General features: G+C 37.2%; 15 protein-coding genes, 1 pseudogene and 2 riboswitches. Of the genes and pseudogenes, 15 read left to right on the top strand and 1 reads right to left on the bottom strand.

Going from position 1 to position 16738, the window contains the following annotated elements; genetic code table 11:
* Window positions 1-27 precede the first annotated feature (27 nt).
* The 12 genes from MHB48_RS10240 (at window position 28) to MHB48_RS10185 (ending at window position 12429) form a co-directional block, all read left to right on the top strand.
* Window positions 28-864 carry a carbohydrate ABC transporter permease gene (locus MHB48_RS10240; RefSeq protein ID WP_342597999.1) on the top strand — a complete coding sequence of 279 codons (837 nt, stop codon included), beginning with the start codon at window positions 28-30 and terminating at the stop codon, window positions 862-864.
* A 19-nt stretch (window positions 865-883) separates the two neighbouring features.
* On the top strand, window positions 884-1612 hold the full coding sequence (locus MHB48_RS10235) for a GntR family transcriptional regulator (protein WP_342597998.1): 729 nt from the start codon (window positions 884-886) through the stop codon (window positions 1610-1612).
* Between the two features lie 19 nt (window positions 1613-1631).
* Entirely contained in the window at window positions 1632-2531 is a 900-nt protein-coding gene (locus MHB48_RS10230) for an ROK family protein (protein WP_342597997.1), read from the top strand.
* Between the two features lie 103 nt (window positions 2532-2634).
* Window positions 2635-3810 (top strand): SIS domain-containing protein, encoded by a 1176-nt coding sequence (locus MHB48_RS10225; protein WP_342597996.1) that lies wholly within the window; start codon window positions 2635-2637, stop codon window positions 3808-3810.
* Between the two features lie 42 nt (window positions 3811-3852).
* Entirely contained in the window at window positions 3853-4710 is an 858-nt protein-coding gene (locus tag MHB48_RS10220) for a tagatose-bisphosphate aldolase subunit GatY (RefSeq protein WP_340920825.1), read from the top strand.
* Window positions 4711-4776: 66 nt separating this feature from the next.
* Window positions 4777-5712, top strand: a complete 936-nt coding sequence (locus MHB48_RS10215) for a hexose kinase (protein ID WP_342597995.1) — start codon at window positions 4777-4779, stop codon at window positions 5710-5712.
* A gap of 22 nt (window positions 5713-5734) precedes the next feature.
* Window positions 5735-6928 (top strand): N-acetylglucosamine-6-phosphate deacetylase, encoded by a 1194-nt coding sequence (gene nagA / locus MHB48_RS10210; RefSeq protein WP_342597994.1) that lies wholly within the window; start codon window positions 5735-5737, stop codon window positions 6926-6928.
* Window positions 6925-7818 (top strand): helix-turn-helix domain-containing protein, encoded by an 894-nt coding sequence (locus tag MHB48_RS10205; RefSeq protein WP_342597993.1) that lies wholly within the window; start codon window positions 6925-6927, stop codon window positions 7816-7818. Before nagA ends, MHB48_RS10205 begins: the two co-directional genes overlap by 4 nt.
* A gap of 134 nt (window positions 7819-7952) precedes the next feature.
* Entirely contained in the window at window positions 7953-9050 is a 1098-nt protein-coding gene (ugpC, locus tag MHB48_RS10200) for a sn-glycerol-3-phosphate ABC transporter ATP-binding protein UgpC (RefSeq protein WP_342597992.1), read from the top strand.
* A 131-nt stretch (window positions 9051-9181) separates the two neighbouring features.
* Window positions 9182-10225, top strand: a complete 1044-nt coding sequence (locus tag MHB48_RS10195) for a winged helix-turn-helix domain-containing protein (RefSeq protein WP_342597991.1) — start codon at window positions 9182-9184, stop codon at window positions 10223-10225.
* Window positions 10222-11445: an MFS transporter gene (locus MHB48_RS10190; protein WP_342597990.1), complete on the top strand. Its 1224-nt coding sequence runs from the start codon at window positions 10222-10224 to the stop codon at window positions 11443-11445. Before MHB48_RS10195 ends, MHB48_RS10190 begins: the two co-directional genes overlap by 4 nt.
* Before the next feature lie 132 nt (window positions 11446-11577).
* Window positions 11578-12429 (top strand): pirin family protein, encoded by an 852-nt coding sequence (locus tag MHB48_RS10185; protein WP_342597989.1) that lies wholly within the window; start codon window positions 11578-11580, stop codon window positions 12427-12429.
* Window positions 12430-12719: 290 nt separating this feature from the next.
* Here MHB48_RS10185 and MHB48_RS10180 read toward each other — a convergent pair whose 3' ends face one another.
* Window positions 12720-13709: a phosphotransferase gene (locus MHB48_RS10180; protein WP_342597988.1), complete on the bottom strand. Its 990-nt coding sequence runs from the start codon at window positions 13707-13709 to the stop codon at window positions 12720-12722.
* A 500-nt stretch (window positions 13710-14209) separates the two neighbouring features.
* Window positions 14210-14341: riboswitch (FMN riboswitch) on the top strand.
* A gap of 144 nt (window positions 14342-14485) precedes the next feature.
* A riboswitch (FMN riboswitch) is annotated at window positions 14486-14617 on the top strand.
* A gap of 231 nt (window positions 14618-14848) precedes the next feature.
* Here MHB48_RS10180 and ribE (MHB48_RS10175) point away from each other — a divergent pair.
* The 3 genes and pseudogenes from ribE (MHB48_RS10175) (at window position 14849) to ribE (MHB48_RS10165) (ending at window position 16667) form a co-directional block, all read left to right on the top strand.
* Complete coding sequence (gene ribE / locus MHB48_RS10175; protein WP_342597987.1) at window positions 14849-15487, top strand: riboflavin synthase; 639 nt, start codon at window positions 14849-14851, stop codon at window positions 15485-15487.
* A gap of 20 nt (window positions 15488-15507) precedes the next feature.
* A pseudogene (ribB, locus tag MHB48_RS10170) lies at window positions 15508-16107 on the top strand (3,4-dihydroxy-2-butanone-4-phosphate synthase); the annotation flags it as partial.
* 95 nt (window positions 16108-16202) lie between these two features.
* Window positions 16203-16667 (top strand): 6,7-dimethyl-8-ribityllumazine synthase, encoded by a 465-nt coding sequence (gene ribE / locus MHB48_RS10165; protein WP_342597986.1) that lies wholly within the window; start codon window positions 16203-16205, stop codon window positions 16665-16667.
* Window positions 16668-16738 lie beyond the last annotated feature (71 nt).

Genomic DNA, 16738 nt, shown 5'->3' with positions numbered 1-16738 from the left:
CGTCAATAAAAAGAGAGGTTGAATAAAGTGAAAACAAATGATCGAAGTATTTTACTAGTTATCGGTAAAGCCCTCTTATATATTTGGGTTATCTTTATTTTATTTGTTCTAGGTTGGATAGTACTAGCCTCGCTAAAAACGAACCAAGAACTATTTGATGGTTTTTGGAAATTACCAGAAACATTGCAGTGGGGCAACTACTATACGGCATGGGTGCAATCTGATTTAGCATCATATTTCTTTAACAGTGTCATCGTTGTGACAGTCAGTGTACTAGGCATTGTTTTAGTAAGTGCACCGGCAGCTTACGTACTCTCAAGGTTTAAATTCTTTTGGAAAGAGCCTTTAACATTACTTTTTGTTATCGGGATTGGGATTCCGTATCAAGCGGTATTAATTCCTATTTATTTACTTTTGTTAAAAACAGGGTTAATCAATTCGCATTTGGGACTTATTATTGTATATGTAGCATTGTCACTACCATTTACAATTTTTATTTTGACAGGATTTTTCCAAACGCTTCCTGCTGAGGTTGAGGAAGCTGCTGCCATTGACGGGGCTACTGCAAACACAGTATTTTGGAAAGTCATGTTGCCTATGGCACGCCCAGGGTTAATAACTGTGACCATTTTAAATGCCGTATCCTTGTGGAATGAGTTTTTATTAGCCAAAGCTTATATAAATGTCAATGATCAATATACATTATCGGTTGGTTTATATCAGTTCTATCAATCCATGCAATACAATTCGGATTGGGTTAGCTTGTTCGCCGGGGTTGTTATTATTATATTCCCTATTCTGATTTTCTTTTTATGGCTTTCTGATAGAATTATAGAAGGAATGACTGCCGGAAGCGGAAAATAATTATAAGGTGGAGAAGGATATGGAGAAGTTAGATACGACTAGCTTTGTGCCATTGTATCAACAACTGAAGGATATTATTATTGAAAATATTGATAGAGGCGTTTGGAGTCCAGGAGACAAGATTTATTCTGAGCAACAATTGTCCGAGCAATTTAACGTGAGTCGCAATACATCGAAAAAGGCGATTGAAGATTTAGTACAGGATGGCGTCCTGTATCGCATTCAAGGCAAAGGGACTTTCTTAAGTTATCCGAAAATTGAACAATCATTATCGGCTTTTTATAGCTTTAGTCAGGTTTTAAAAGACAAGGGATTGAAGCCGAAAGATATTATTTTGAATATAAAGGTAGAAAAGGCGACACATAAGGTAGCGAAAGCACTTCAAATTAGTAAAGGTGAAGAAGTGATTATGCTACAAAGGCTACGCTGTGTAAAGGACGAGCCAATTATATTGGAGTCTTCTTATTTCCCTAAAAAGTGTATTAGAGATATTGAAAAGTTGTCATTAGTTGGTGAAATCCCTTTATATGATATTTTGAGAAATGAATTCGATATTATTGTAAATTCAGCCAAGGAAACGTTTGAACCGATATTAATAAGTGAAGAAGCTACGTATTTAGAAGTAAAGCCAGGCTCACCTGCGTTATTACTCGAACGGGTTGCTTATGATCCATCGAAGGTGCCAGTAGAATTTTGTAAGTCCATTGTGCGTGGTGACCGTTGTAAATTTTACACAGAACTGATTTAATCTCTAAGGAGTTGAAGAAGTGGAATATATTGTAGCGGTAGATATTGGTGGAACGAAAATAGCTGCAGGCGTGCTAAACAAAGAAAATGTTTGGATGTCTGAGATCAAGAAAAAAAGTGATACGTCAAGTGCCGACAATATGTATGTGTCATTATTGGATAGTATTCATGAGGCGATTGACCAAGCAAATTTATCGAAAGAACAAATTACCGGCATAGGGCTTACAATACCAGGGCAATTAGATACAGAGAAGGGTTTGGCTATCTATCAAAATAATTTGCCTTGGGAGAACTTTCCGGTGGGTGATAGATTAGCAAAGGAATTTCCAACCTACCAGTTAGCTTTTGAACATGATGTCGTAGCGGCGGCATTGGGAGAATGGTCAGTTAGGAACTTAACAGATGAACTATTTGTCTATATCACTGTGAGTACTGGCATTTGCGCGAGCATTATTCATCAGGGAAAGCCCTTACGAGGATTAGGACTTGCGGGTGAAATTGGCTTTTTCCCTGTTCATGAAGGTCAAGTACTAGAAAACTATGCTTCTGGCTCTGCAATGGAAAGAGCACTGAAGTTAGGTGATCCCAACAGTACGTTAGCAGATGCTTTTAGACGTTGGGAGCAAGGCGACAAGGATTTAGATTCTTTTTTTCAAGATAGAGCCTATCAACTAGCCGTTGCTATTTTTAATGTGACAGCCGTTCTTGATCCAGACAGGATTGTCTTGGGAGGCGGGGTCATTAATAATCAGGAAAGTTTCTTTAAGCTTATCAAAGATCATTATCAATTATTGTGCAAGCATCCACTTCAGAAAAATTGGCCCACTAGAATCGAGCTAAGTACATTGAAGGGAAAATCAGGCCTTTTTGGTGTAGCAATGAAGGCAAGTGTCTCTATTAAATGCGATGAATTGAGCTAGATGCTAGGTACGAAATATCCAATTGGAGTTTCTTAAAAAAATAAGTGGTTATGACAACATGACCAGGCGCTATTAGAATTTTTTAAAAAACGGAGGCGTAAAATTGTTTAATCTAACACCAGAACAAATTATCGACAATAATGCGGAACATACGACGAGGGAGATACATCACCAACCAGTAGTATGGCAGGAATTGATGAAGGACTTTTTGGAACAACAAGCTACATATAAAGAATTTCTAGCTTCTATTTACAATAAGCATGATCATGTGCGTATTATCTTAACAGGTGCGGGTACATCTGCATTTGTGGGCGATACATTAGTTCCAGAATTATATAGACATAATCGAAAGAATGTTCAGTTTGAATCTATTCCAACAACGGATATTGTTTCAAATCCAACGGCTTACTTATATAAGGATACACCGACAATCCTAGTATCATTTGCACGCTCTGGCAACAGTCCAGAAAGTGTTGCGACCGTTTCATTAGGACAGCAGATTGTGAAGGACTTTTATCAAGTAGTTATTACTTGTAATAAGGACGGACAATTAGCAAAAAATATTCAAGGTGATGCTAATTGTATGACATTGCTTATGCCAGAAAAATCGAATGACCAATCGTTAGCGATGACGAGCAGTTTTACAAGCATGATAATCGCTGCTTATGCGTTATTTACGGAAGAAGTTTTCACACCAGCAGTTGCCCAACAAGTGATTGATTGTGCACAGACATTAATTGACAAGCTTGGTGACTCGGTTGATGCAGTACTTGGATTTGAATTCGAACGAATTGTCTATTTAGGTTCAGGTCCACTTGCTCAACTGTCACATGAAGCAGCTTTGAAAATGCTTGAACTATCGGGTGGGCAAGTTGTTGCGATTCATGAATCGTCACTTGGTTTTCGTCATGGTCCTAAGTCGATTTTGAATGACAAATCAGTGGTAGCGCTATTTATGTCGCAAAATCCTTACACTAGAAAGTATGACTTGGATATTTTACGCGAATTAGCAGCAGCGAAATCGGGTATGAAAATTGTCGCACTAACAGAAAAAAAAGATGAAGAAGTTGAGAAGTTGGCGGATTGGGTCGTCACGGTGAATGCAGGAACAGAAACACTTGGTAATGACTTTAACCTGGCTGTCTTATATGTGATTTTTGCGCAAGCATTGGCGTTGAAAAAATCGATTAAATTAGGGATTACACCGGATAATCCAAGTCCAGATGGCGCAATTAGTCGAGTTGTCAAAGGTGTAACGATTTACGACTATCCAAATTAATCAATCTGCAATTATTCTACTGTGAAACTAGGAGGAAATAGGATGGGATACGTGCATAATACGAAAGATATGCTTATTAAAGCTAGAAAAGAAGGATATGCTGTTCCAGCGTTCAACATTCATAATCTCGAAACGATTCAGGTTGTCGTGGAGGCAGCTGCTGAATTGCGATCGCCTGTCATTTTAGCGGCAACGCCAGGAACAATGGTTTATGGTGGACGCGAATATATTCAAGCCATTGCAGAGATAGCGGCAAAAACCAATGATATTCCAATTGCCTTACATTTAGACCATCATGAAACAGTGGATTCGATTGTAGAATCACTTGAATTAGGCGTTAAGTCTGTCATGGTAGATGGTTCACACGGTTCTTTCGAAGATAATATTGCGATTTCCAAAGAAGTTGTAGAACAAGCACATCGTTATGGAGCTACAGTTGAAGCAGAGCTTGGAAAATTAGTTGGACAAGAAGACGATTTGATTGTTGAGGCGGCGGATGCGGCTTATACAGACCCTGATACTGTTCAAGAGTTTGTCGAACGAACAGGTATTGATTCGTTAGCAGTTGCAATTGGTACTGGTCATGGTTTATATGAAACAGAACCTAATCTTGATTTTGAACGTCTGGAGAAAATCAAAAATTTAGTTGATATTCCACTGGTGCTTCATGGTGCTTCAGGTATTTCTAAAGAGGATGTTCGGAAATGTATTTCACTGGGCTGTGCTAAAGTAAATATTTCGACTGAGCTTAAAATTCCTTTTTCAAATGCATTACGCAATTACTTGGTAGCCAATCCAAATGAGACGGATACGAGAAAGTATATGACACCTGCGAAGGATGCAATGAGTGCGGTTGTTAAAGAGAAAATTATGATGTGTATGAGTGACGGTAAAGCTTAACAATGTGATGGAGTGGGGTTTTATTCCCACTCCATTTGACTATCTATAAGAAAAGGTGGATTACTAATGATTTTAACAATTACATTAAACCCAGCTGTCGACATTAGTTATAAGCTGGAACATTTCTTTTTAGATACGGTCAATCGAGTGGATCATGTGTCTAAAACAGCAGGTGGAAAAGGATTGAACGTAGCTCGAGTTTTGCAGCTGTTGGACGAAGATGTAGCTGCATCGGGATTTTTAGGTGGCAGTTTGGGTGGTTTTATCCGCACACAAATAGAGTCCTTAGGTATTCAAGACTTTTTTGTTCAAATCGCAGATGAGACGCGCAATTGTATAGCGGTAATTCATGAAGGAAAACAGACGGAGATATTAGAGAGCGGACCAGTCATAGTGGACAAGGAAGCTATGTTATTTTTAGAGAAATTCACTGATTACGTTCATCTAGCTGATATCGTGACGCTATCGGGGAGTTTACCAAAAGGACTAACCGCTGACTTCTATGTAGAAATGGTGAAAATCTCTACGCAGAATGGTGCGATGGTGTTACTCGATTCAAATGGGGCGTTGTTAGATGCGATATTAACAAGTAGTTATAAGCCTTATTTCATCAAGCCAAATGAGCAGGAACTCGCAGATTTAGTAGGTGAACAAGCTCTGGATGAAACACAAATTATGGCAACACTTGCATTATCGCTGTTTGCAGATATTTATTGGATTGTTGTAACACTTGGGGCTGATGGGGCAATTGTCAAACAGGGTGATACTTTTTACAGGGCAAGAGCACCGAAAATTGAAGCGATCAATCCAGTGGGTTCAGGAGATTCAGTTGTTGCGGGGTTTGCAGCAGGCTTGGCTCGTGGTTTAATGGATGAAGACTTGATTAAATTCGGTCTGTCTATGGGTGTACTCAATGCAATGGAAGAAAAGACAGGGCATATAAATGTAGAAAAAGTAGAGTGGGCTGTTGAACAAATGCAAGTGGAAAAAATAAAGGGATGAATCAGACAGGAGGAGGCTATTAATGAGAAACTTGTTTCTACTAAATGCAACTATTGTATTGGAAGATAGTATTTTGCAACAAGGATTCATACATATCAAAGCAGACAAAATCGAGTCTGTCGGGGAAATGGCTAATTGTCCATCTTTTTCTGATGCTGATCAAGTATTCGATTGTACAGGAAAGCAATATGCGATGCCAGGCATGATAGATATTCACGTTCACGGTGCGGCAGGTTATGACTTTATGGATGGTAGTCACGAAGCATTTGAAGGAATTGCGATGGCTTTAGCGAAAGAGGGAACTACTTCATTCTTGGCAACGACGATAACAAATCCGATTGAGCATATTGCAGTTACACTAAAAAGCCTGGAGAATTACTGCGCGCAAAGCAGTGGTTTAGGCGTAGCCGAAATGCTTGGAATTCATTTGGAAGGGCCATTTATAAATAAAAAACAAAAAGGTGCGCAACCTGAAAGTGCTATTATTCCGCCGAATTCTAAAGTTTTTAGGGAATGGCAGGAGTTATCTGGGAATACAATTAAAATCATCACCTTTGCTCCCGAACTTGACAATCAATTTGAATTGTTAGCAGAGCTTAAAAAGACCGGCGTGATTGCATCAATGGGACATACCAATGCATCGTATGGTGAAACAATGGATGCAATTGATCATGGAGTCAGCCATGCAACCCATTTGTTTAACGGCATGAAGGGTATGCATCACCGTGATCCAGGCGTTGTCGGAGCTGCGCTGTTACATGATGACGTTCATGTTGAAATTATTCCAGATGGTATTCATTTTCATCCCGATTTACTTAAGCTAATTGTGAAGATGAAGGGGCTTGAAAATGTCCTAGCCATTACAGATGGTATGCGTGCAAAAGGCATGCCGGATGGAGAATATGATTTGGGTGGTCAGCAAGTGACGGTGCGTGAAGGAACGTGCGTATTATCTGCGAGTGGTTCTTTAGCAGGTAGTATCGTAACGATGAATCAAGCTCGATTGAATCTTACCAAGTGGCTAAACTTGTCTATTCATGAACAAATTCAAATCACCTCGGTCAATCAAGCAAAGCGTTTAGGTTTATCGGGTCGTAAAGGCTCAATAAAGGCTGGGAAGGATGCTGATATTGTTGTCCTAGGTCGAGATGGTGAAGTGGAGTTAACAATTTGTAGAGGTTCAATTGCATATGAGCGTATTGGGGCATTTGTATGATGATTGATCAATTACGTAAAATCTACCCTTCACTGATTAGTTATTCCGAAGGGCAGAATCAGTTAGATCGTACATATAAATGGTTTGTGATGGATGACAATGAGATTATTGGCATTCATGAGGAGGAGTTAACGGCTAAAGATGTATCCGTTTTGGCTACTTTTTTGTTGCCTTATCAAATACATTTCCATGTACTTACTGCTGAAGAACAGCAGTGGAGTAAAGTCATTTACTCCACTGAATCAAATGTTGACTCTGAATTAAAATTGGCTAGTCATTATCGTTTCGTCTATTTTTCGATTAAAAAAAATGAAATCGATCCGATTGTTTTTAAAAATGCGATCCAGGAACTTTTTGCTAAACCAGTTCCCATCCTATGGGTCAATGGTTATGAAGGGATCATTATTGAAGAACAGACCGTTTTTGATGAAAGTATTTCTTATGAGCAGATTATTGATGTTTTAATGAGTGATTTATATGTCAATATCAACTTCTTTGTGGGTCCTAATCGGAAAGGTTTGGAAGGAGTTAGCCAACATTATAATTCATTATTAACGGCTGCTAAAAGCGTATTCATTAATTCAAATAAGAGGGTTGTTACGTATATTGAGGCAGTTCCATATTTATTAATTAACCAAACAGAACAAAATTTCCGTTCTGATATTAGTAAAACGATTTTGCAAGAATATAGGGATGACAAAGAAACACTAAAAATGATTGAAGCGTTTGTCCAGTGTAATTTAAACTTATCGGAAACTTCTAAGGTACTGCATATGCACCGCAATAGTTTACAATATCGCTTGGATCGATTTTTTGAGAAAACAGGCATAGATGTCCGGCAATTTCACCAGGCCATTACAGTATACTTAGCGTTATTAGCAAGAAAGTAACGCTGTTCGGTATACAAGTAAATTTGCACGAAGACAATCCGAATCTTTGTGCATGTTCACCATTATTCAAATAGTCTAACTATTGTATACTATTACTAGTTAGTGAAAGCACTTACATACTAGGAGGGAATACAATGGCAGATTTGCAATTAAAGAATATTCAAAAGATCTATGATAAAAATGTTGTTACCGTTCATAATTTCAATTTGGAAATTAGAGACAAGGAATTTTTAGTATTAGTTGGTCCGTCAGGTTGTGGAAAATCTACGACACTTCGGATGATTGCTGGCTTGGAAGAAATCTCAGGTGGAGATCTTTTCATCGGCGGTAAAAGAGTGAACGATGTGCCACCAAAAGATCGAGACATCGCAATGGTATTCCAAAACTATGCACTTTACCCACATATGAACGTTTACGATAATATGGCATTTGGTCTGAAGCTTCGTAAATTCAAAAAAGATGAAATCAAAAAAAGAGTAGATAATGCTGCAAAAATTTTGGGGCTTGAGGATCTATTAACTCGTAAGCCAAAAGCTCTTTCGGGTGGTCAACGTCAACGTGTTGCTTTAGGAAGAGCTATTGTTCGAGATGCTGAAGTATTTTTAATGGATGAGCCATTATCGAACTTAGATGCTAAGTTACGAGTTCAAATGCGTACTGAGATTCAAAAACTGCATAAGCGACTGCAAACAACTACTATTTATGTAACCCATGACCAAACAGAAGCAATGACAATGGCAACGCGCCTCGTTGTGATGAAGGATGGACTTATTCAGCAAATAGGTGCACCTAAAGAAGTGTACGATGAGCCAAACAATATTTTTGTTGGTGGATTTATCGGTTCCCCTGCAATGAACTTTTTGAATGGTAAATTAGAAGGAAATTATTTTGTTATGGGAGATTTGAAAATTCTTGTTCCTGAAGGGAAACAGAAATTGCTTCGTGAACAAGGTTATGTTGGTAAAGATATTATTCTTGGAATTCGTCCAGAAGATATTCATGATGAACCATTATTCCTTGATTTTTCGCCTGAAACAAAAATTAATGTCTTAATTGAAGTTGCTGAATTAACGGGATCAGAAATTATGCTTTATTCTAAAGTAGCTGGTCAAGATTTTGTTGCACGTGTTGATTCACGTTTCAACGTGGATGCAGGAGAAAGAGTAGATTTAGCGTTTGATCTTAATAAAGCACATTTTTTTGATAGTGAATCAGAACTAAGAATTAAATAAGTGAAACTAAACTGTAGAAAATCGTAAATTATACGAATTTTTCTATAGTTTTTTAATTTTCAAATAATTCTATTGATTCTATAATATTTAAATGATACATTCTAAATATATCGAATCATTGGGGTGAAGAGATGGATGTTTTAAGTGCTACAAGTAGAAAGAGGGAAACGTATCAAGTTCAATTGCAATACTCAGTATTGTGGGAATGTGCGTTGGGGATAGCAGCAATAACGAATACACCACTTATTAAAACATTAGAAAAACCAGTAGAATATTGGCAAGGAATAAAAGAATCTCTACCAACTGGACTTTTAGTTGAATTAGATTTTGTAGGAAACAAAAATACTTGGAAAGCTTTACTGCAACTGCTCCATAAAAAAGATTTCACTGATCTAACAGAGTTTACTTCCTATATTCGGAATCTTTCAATGAGAGACTTTACATTTATTTGTTTGCCGTTTATCGGAAGAAGTTACCAAGAATTAAGGGGAAGTGCATCATTAGGTCAGGAATCGGCAATTAAGGAAATGATGAAAATTACAAATGATCATTTATTTTTTCCTAGCTATATTGAATTCATTTGCCAAGCTAATGGAAAGCGTTTAAAAGAGCATCTTATTAATGTGATGACCGGTTGGTATGAAGCAGTTGTAAAGAGTGATTCCAAGAAACTTCATACAATCTTGCAAACTGATTATGTGATGAGGAACAAGATGATAGACAAAATGTCCTCAGAAGAATTGGTCGAATGGGCAACAGGGGGTATAGTATATATGCCAGAACCTTGTGTTCATAACGTTCTGTTAATCCCTCAATACATCTATCGACCATGGACTATAGAGGCAGATATAGAAGGAACAAAGGTTTTTTATTATCCAGTAGCAAATGAAAGTATTACTCCAAATGACCGGTATACTCCTAATAACTTATTAGTACTTAAGCATAAAGCTTTGGGCGATGAGGTTCGTCTACGAATTGTTAAATTACTTTATGAGCAGGATCGTACATTGCAGGATATTACCGAGCAATTAGATATTGGCAAATCTACTATCCATCATCATCTTAAAATTCTGAGAGCAGCAAAATTAGTGGAGATTTTAGATGCAAAATACTCTCTAAAAAGAAAAGCTATAGATATGCTCTCAAAAGAATTGGATCTTTATTTAAATCAATGAGTGAAAACTTATTAAAAAATCGTCCGTTTCTTACTGTATGGATTGGGAATGTCATTTCTGAATTAGGTGGTGCTTTTGGTACTTTTTGCAACTCTATTCTTATTTATCAACTGACTAATTCTACGATGGCACTAGGAAGTATGTGGTTATTATATTTTATCCCTTCTCTCATTTTGCAATTATTTATTGGTCCTTTTATCGATAAATGGAGTCGAAAGTGGATTATGGTATTTTCGCAATGGGCTCGTGGTTTCATATTCCTTATACCACTTGTTTCACTCGCTACAGGAAATCTTGAAGTTTGGCATATTTATGCGGTTCAAATTGCAGTGGGATTAATAACACCTATTTATACACCTGCCAATCAAGCAATCACACCTACAATTGTTCCGAGCGACCAATTGGCTACAGCTAATGCGTATATAGACGGAACGGTGAGACTAATGACTTTCCTAGCACCAATTTTAGGTGGAGTCGTTATTGAGTATTCAGGTGTCATCCCTACACTGATTTTTGTATGTATCACACTTATGACTAGTGGTGCACTTTTACTTTTTGTACAAGAGAAAAAGGTCTCTCAAAGTGTCCGAAAATCTTGGCTGGAACAATTCAAGGAAGGAATATTTTACTTTTTCAGCGAACGGCCTATTGTTTGGTTAGGAATTTTTTTGGCTTTTGTTCAGTTTGGAGTAGGGGTGACGATGGTCGTTACTTTACCTTATATTACGCAGGAATTATCAGGAAGTTATGCCGAATATGGATACTTTATGGCAAGCTTTCCGTTAGGGTATGTAATTGGATCCATATTAGTAGGTAAAATAAATTATAAGAGTCGTAGAGTATTAATGTTAGGGGCATTAGTAATTGGAGGACTGACATTTATCTCACTAGGTTTTAACGATAGTATCATTTTTGCAATTACTACAGAGGCTGTTGCAGGAATAGCTATGGCGTTCTTTGGAGTCCATAATATTACCATTTTTCAGCAATCAGTTCCAAATGACATGATGGGTAAAGTAGCATCAGTCCGTCTTTTTATTATTAGAGGGACAATGCCATTAGGAGTACTTGCTGGAGGTATTTTAAGTGAGCAGTGGGGAATACGTCCACTCTACTTTTTAATTGGCTCCATTATTTGTACTGTCTCTATAATAGGGATTCTGCTTCCTTATTTTCGGTTTATGGATGACTCTCCTATTCATAATGATATTACATCCTAATATGGATAGCTTAGCGTTGTTCAGTTAGTTAGTATACTTTTGTATACTATAATACTTTAAAGTGCGTACTATTGAAATTACTGCTTATAAATTATAATGACAGTAACATAATAAAGGAGGAATAGAGTAAGCATGAATAATGTGAAACCTCGTGACATACAAAAAGTTTGGACAGTAAACGAACTAAAAGTTAGTAATATTCATAGTGCGGGAGCAGTTCTGGAACCTGGATACTGGGAAGATTTCGATCCCTTCTTATTATTAATGGAAGATAAATTTGAAAAAGGGGCATTCGACGTACACCCACACCGTGGTATGGAGACGGTGACATTCGTTATCGATGGGACAATAAATCATTATGATAGCGCGACTGGTGGGGGTGGTAAATTGCAAAAAGGAGATTTGCAATGGATGACTGCTGGAAGAGGTGTTGTTCATAATGAATCACCAGATGATGGGGAAATGGTCCATCTTCTTCAACTTTGGGTGAACCTACCGCGTAAGGATAAAATGACTGCGCCACGTTATCAAAACATGCATGCAAAAGATAGGCCTGTTCGTCAAGAGGAAGGTGCTTTGATACGAGTATATTCTGGTTCTTCCGGGGATGTTGTGTCTAATACACTCAATTATGTGCCAATCACATTTGTAGAAATGGTAGTAGAAAGTGGATTTTCAATCAGTCAAGACTTACCAGGGAGTTACAACGGTTTTATTTATGTTTTAGAAGGTAGCGGTACTTTTGGGGAAAATAAAGTGGAAGCTAAAAAAGGGCAAGCGTTGTGGTTAGAAGCTGCCGATGAATCAGACATGAGTAGTATAAACGTTACTGCAAATGAAAAATTGCGTTTAGTATTATTTGCTGGTGAGCCCTTGATGGAGCCGGTAGTTGCAAGAGGTCCATTTGTTATGAATACAGAAGAAGAAATAACGCAAGCTTATGCGGATTATAGAAACGGCAAATTTATTACACAAAACCAATAAAGTTTTCGGCGCAATATAAAGTTTCACTTTACGAATGAATAGAAAGAGTTATCTACATTGTCTTTGAAAAGACTTTGAGATAACTCTTTTATGTTTAATGGATAACTGCATGATGTTTAATAAAAGTAGTCTTTGTTGTATTGATATGCAAGCATGGACAAGAAATCAAATTCTGCAATTTTATCTGCATCTTAATCTATATAATTTCTTATCATCTAATTCATAGTTGTTGTTCTTTGAATTAAATAGTACAATCCTTTCTATTTATAAATGTCAGCGATCAGAGGTTTTTAGTTTATCGATTTTTGAAAGCTTTTTCTCAATTCATCTGAGACACGAATTAATTTTCCCCTTAATTCATCCAGCCAAGGTGGCTTTTCATTAATTTCCCCATAATCTAATGACGATAACAATCTCGCAAACTTATATAGTTTTGCGTATCTTTGAAACTGTTTAAACTGATTCACTACATCGTTTTCTATAGCAGATACAGAGCCATACCCGTTCAAAAAAGACTGAACCAATAAATCTGAATGGAGATTGTCATTATCAATAAAATCATCAAGAGCCGAAACAATATCTAGTGCATACCAATGATACATGGCATCGTCAAAGTCGATGATAATGAAACTATGATCCTCATTCTCTTTATAAAACATATTATCCAATTCAAAATCGTAATGTATTAAACCATGTACGTCACTTGTAGTAGGTAATGATTGAAGCCAGGAACTCACCGTACTTAGTTCCTGAAGTGCTTCTTGTTCCTGCGGGTGCTTTTGAAACACGTTTTCCATAAACTCTACTTTGTCCAACCAACTCTTTCTTCTTTCAGATACAGGCTCGAAATTCCTAGACAAACAATGAAGAGATGCAAGGGATTTTCCCCATTCCTCCATCTGATTTTCGGTGATTGTTTCGGAGTCTAGATTGGTTCCGTTTGCAGCACTAAAGACTACCGCAATATATGTCCCGTGTTGAGTCTCTATTGTTTCGATTAGTTCACCACTTATGGAGGGAATTGGTGATACACATGGAAATTTGTTGGACTGTAAATAGTGCATGAACTCTAGCTCGGCTTTTATTTGTTCAATGGAATTATCTTGTTCAAAACTAAATCGTAAAAAGTATGGAACTTGATTATGTTCAAAAGCATACACAAAGTTTGAACTTGCGCGCCAAACTTTTAAAGTACCCGCGTCATGTTCCCAAAATTGAATAAGTTTCTGGGCAACAGTGTTGGCAGATAATCCTCTTACCATGATTCCTAAATTCATCATCTTTTATTTTTCCTCCCATTACCTTTGAGAGGAATAAACCCCCATTAAGAGATAAACCCTCTCATCAGCATGTTAATTTGACATTCTCTATTTTTCAAAACGTCACCCCTTCCTAAAATATCGGCTATAGAAAAACAGCCATCTTTTATTTATTCTCCATAAAAAAATTATTACCTTCTGACACATTAAAATAAGTAAAATTCTTCGATAGCTATTCTTGGGTAGACATTGATAGTATTCATTATTTTGATGCTTAGAAAATGAGGATGTCCAGCGTTTTTATGTATTTTATTTTTCAGATGGGAAGGAATTGTAGCTCAAGAAAAATGGCCAATTAATAGAGGGAATAAGCATTCGAATAGATCAAAAAATACGTGAGCTAAACATTCCATTTGAGAGAATTCATGAGAAAAAAATGATTGATTAATAGTTTTTATGCATTTTAATACTTTAGAGATGATTTTTTATCATAAAAGTGCTATATTAAATTTTATAGATGAATAGTCCTTCGGGGTCGGGTGAAATTCCCAATCGACGGTGATGAAGAAATTCTAAGCCCGTGAGCCTTTTTTAAGGCAGGATTTGGTGTAAATCCAAAGCCGACAGTATAGTCTGGATGGGAGAAGGATGTACGAGTAAGCTTATTTCCTTATGGAGAAAAATACACTCCAAAAGGTTTATTTGTCGATGCTTCATACATAATTTCCAGATCCCCCGTAGAGAACATTATCTATGGGGTTTTATTTTTGAGTAAAACCGAACAAAATTTCATATGAGCACTCCTTCGGGGTCGGGTGAAATTTCCAATCGACGGTGATGAAGAAATTCTAAGCCCGTGAGCCTTTTATAAGGCAGGATTTGGTGTAAATCCAAAGCCGACAGTATAGTCTGGATGGGAGAAGGATGTGCGAGCAAGCTTATTTCCTTGTGGAGAAAATACACTTCAAAAGGTTTATTTGTCGATGCTTCCAACATAGATTTCCTAACCACCCCTTAGATTATTCTCTAAGGGGTTTTATTTTTGAGTAAACCCGAATGAATTTCAAGTAGTTCATTCTTTTGAAGTTGGTGAGTTTCAAAACTACTGAATGAAGAAGGAATACTTGAAATCTAATTGAATGCGAAACGAGGTGATGCAAATGTTCACAGGAATTGTAGAAGATTTAGGCAAGGTTAAAGCAATGAAAAGCGGAGCAAATAGCATGCAGTTAACATTAGAATCCAAAAAGATTGTAGAAGACATCCATTTGGGAGACAGTATTGCAGTTAATGGTGTTTGTTTAACCGTTATATCATTTTCGAATAACCTATTCACCGTTGATGTCATGCCAGAAACGGTAAAGGCTACAAATATTCGATCCTTGCAAATAGGACATGTTGTTAATTTGGAACGTGCAATGCCAGCAAATGGACGATTTGGCGGTCATTTTGTTTCGGGCCATGTGGATGGAACGGGTGTAATTTTGAGAAAAAGAAAACTAGAAAACGCGGTATACGTGGATATTGGTGTCAGTAAAGAACTAAGTAAATACTGTATGCTAAAAGGTTCGGTCGCGATTGATGGTATTAGTTTAACTATTTTTGATGTTCAACCTACGCAACTGACTGTTTCACTCATTCCAGTTACATTCAGCGAGACCATTTTAGGGATCAAAAGAGAGCATGATACGGTGAACATTGAAAATGATTTACTTGGCAAGTATGTTATTAACCAACTAGAGCGAAAACAAGAGAATTCATCGATTTCAATGGATTTTTTAAGACAAAACGGATTTTAATAAGAGGCGGTGTTTTACGTATGTTCAATACAATTGAAGAAGCAATTGAAGATTTAAAAAGAGGTAAGATCATTATCGTGGTAGATGATGAGAATCGTGAAAATGAGGGGGATTTTCTGGTACTGGCTGATTCCGCAACCCCAGAAAATATTAACTTTATGGCTACATATGGTCGTGGTTTAATTTGCACGCCTATTACGAAAAAAATAGCGGATCGTCTCGACTTGTATCCGATGGTCGCTCATAATACGGACAATCACCAAACTGCCTTTACGGTAAGTGTGGATTATAAGACGACGGAAACAGGTATTAGTGCATTTGAGCGTTCAGAAACGACTTTACAACTGGTAAATGCAGCATCAGTAAGTACAGATTTTCGCCGTCCTGGTCATGTATTCCCACTTGTTGCAAAGGATAACGGTGTACTTGAAAGGCGAGGTCATACAGAGGCTGCAGTTGATTTTGCAAAAATTTGCGGGGTTCAACCTGCTGGTGTCATTTGCGAAATAATGAGTGAGAACGGTGAAATGGCGAGAGTTCCAGAATTAAAGAAAATTGCTGAATTTCATGGATTGAAGTTTGTGACAATTGAAGCATTGGTTAACTATAGATATGAACAAGAACAAACAACTAAAGCCTAATGCGTCGCTTATTCGAACGACATTTTTTGAAGAATAATAGATGTTAACAAATTAAAACTTAGGAGAGATGAAGAATGGGAAAAGTATTTGAAGCGCAATTAATTGGAACAGATTTAAAAATTGGTGTAGTGGTAGGAAGATTTAATGAGTTTTTAACAGGTAAATTATTGGACGGTGCAATGGATGGTTTGAAACGCCACGGCGTATCCGAAGAAAACATTGATGTTGCATGGGTACCTGGTGTATTTGAAGTACCTTTTATGACGAAAAAAATGGCAGAATCCAAAAAATATGATGCTATTATTGGTTTAGGTACCGTTATTCGCGGCTCTACTACACACTATGATTATGTATGTAACGAAGCAGCAAAAGGTATTGCTAGTGTAGGGTTATCAACTGGTGTTCCTGTTATGTTCGGCATTGTAACGACGGAAACAATTGAACAAGCCATTGAACGCTCTGGTACAAAATCAGGAAACAAAGGCTATGATGCTGCGGTATCTGCAATTGAAATGGCGAATTTGAATAAGTTATTCTAATAATAAAGTAAATAAGTTTGTATACGTTTATGGACAGGCTGAAATTAGCCTGTCTTTTTTTCGACCAATAA

Source organism: Psychrobacillus sp. FSL H8-0483 (genome assembly GCF_038637725.1).
Classification (GTDB): Bacteria; Bacillota; Bacilli; order Bacillales_A; family Planococcaceae; genus Psychrobacillus.
Note: the sequence above shows the minus strand (reverse complement) of the source record. Positions and strands in the feature narration are given on the sequence as shown.